We start from the raw sequence: 1,382 nt of genomic DNA, 5'->3' as shown, positions 1-1,382 counted from the left end.
GGAGCACGCTGCTCCGGCCCAGAGGTATGCGCTGTCTGACGGTGTCTAGCCGGCTGCGTCCTCGGACGGTTCTTGCCGTCCGGGCCTCGGATGGCGGGAGGAAACGGTCAGACGTCGTGCGGCGCTTCCGGTTGCGGTGTTCGTTCGGGGCGGCTGCTGCGGCGTGCGGGCGGTCGAGAATCGGCGATCGGCCTCGGTCGCGCCGCCCCAGATCCCGTACGGCTCACGAACTGTCTGGGCGTAGGTGTGGCACTCGGTCACGACCGGGCAGGAGTGACAGATCTGGGTGACGAACTCTTCGCGGTAGCGCCGCGCCTGCCGTGTCTCGCCGTCGGGGGAGAAGAACAGGTCGGTGTCCATGTTCCGGCAGCGGGCATGCAACTGCCAGTCCCACATCTCCGTCGAGGGTGCGTAGGGGTGCGCTGTCAGAGACGCGCTCATGACTTCTCCGCTTCTATCCGGTCCTTCACGCTATCGGTGACCGTAGTCGGGATCACACTCGGCGTCAATAGATTCGATCTGTGATCACAAATGGTATACGCTGGCAGTAACCGTCGGTGACCTCTCGCCGGCGATCTCGCCACAACTCGGAGGTCCCCGTGGGCAGGCCGAATACTCTCGTCTTGCGGGAGATGAAAACGACTCCACCGCACTGTTCTTCGTCGAGCCTGCTGGCGGACCGGGTATACGAGACCCTGCGCGGGCACATCGCGCAGGGGCACTGGGCGCCGGGGACGCAGCTGCGGATCCGGGAGGTCGCCGCACTGGTGGGCACCAGCGTGATGCCGGTCCGGGAGGCGTTCCGGCGACTCGAGCAGGCGGGTCTGATCGTCACGGAGCCCTACCGGGGAGCGTCGGTGCGGGAGCTGAGCATCGACGAACTCGAATACGTGTACGACGTGCGCATCATGCTCGAACCCGATGCCGCGCGCCGGGGCGCCGTCCTGGCCGACGACGCGGCCGTCGAGACGATGAGACAGCACTGGCGGCTGCTGGAGAACGCGGCCGTGCACGGCGACATCGCGGGAGCCGTCGCTCAGGACGAACTGCTGCTGTCGGCGTTGTTCTCCGCCGGAAACAACCCGGTGCTCACGGGGCTGATCCAGGGGATGTGGGATACCTGCCGCCCCTACAAGAACCTCTGGGTGCGCGACGCCGTCGGACACGGACTGTCCCGGTGGAGTTATCTCGCCGACATCGTCGCTGCGGTCGAAACCCGCGACGGCGACAGCGCATTCCGCATTCTCGAACACGTGTGCCGCACCTCCCGGTCCACCGTGCGGGGCATTCTCGATCCGCTGTCCGTCTGAGTCTCCGAGCACATCGACCGACCACCAGTAGATTTCATCGCGGGAACTCGGATCCGGAAGGAACGTGCCGCC

The 1,382-nt window shown here is 66.3% G+C and carries 2 protein-coding genes; one reads left to right on the top strand and one right to left on the bottom strand.

Annotated elements, in window-relative coordinates:
* Positions 1–45: 45 nt before the first annotated feature.
* Positions 46–441, bottom strand: a complete 396-nt coding sequence (locus ACFTZB_RS45640; RefSeq protein ID WP_378442607.1) for a WhiB family transcriptional regulator — start codon at positions 439–441, stop codon at positions 46–48.
* A gap of 191 nt (positions 442–632) precedes the next feature.
* On the opposite strand from ACFTZB_RS45640, the gene ACFTZB_RS45635 reads away from it, so the two are divergent.
* Complete coding sequence (locus tag ACFTZB_RS45635) at positions 633–1,310, top strand: GntR family transcriptional regulator (protein ID WP_378442605.1); 678 nt, start codon at positions 633–635, stop codon at positions 1,308–1,310.
* Positions 1,311–1,382 lie beyond the last annotated feature (72 nt).

Origin of the sequence: Rhodococcus sp. NPDC057014 (assembly GCF_042673295.1) — a bacterium.
In the GTDB taxonomy this organism is placed as follows: Bacteria; Actinomycetota; Actinomycetes; order Mycobacteriales; family Mycobacteriaceae; genus Rhodococcus_F.
Note: the sequence above shows the minus strand (reverse complement) of the source record. Positions and strands in the feature narration are given on the sequence as shown.

Coding starts and splice junctions, on each gene's coding strand:
- ACFTZB_RS45640 (WP_378442607.1), bottom strand. CDS start 441: ATGAGCGCGTCTCTGACAGCGCACCCCTACGCACCCTCGACGGAGATG.
- ACFTZB_RS45635 (WP_378442605.1), top strand. CDS start 633: ATGAAAACGACTCCACCGCACTGTTCTTCGTCGAGCCTGCTGGCGGAC.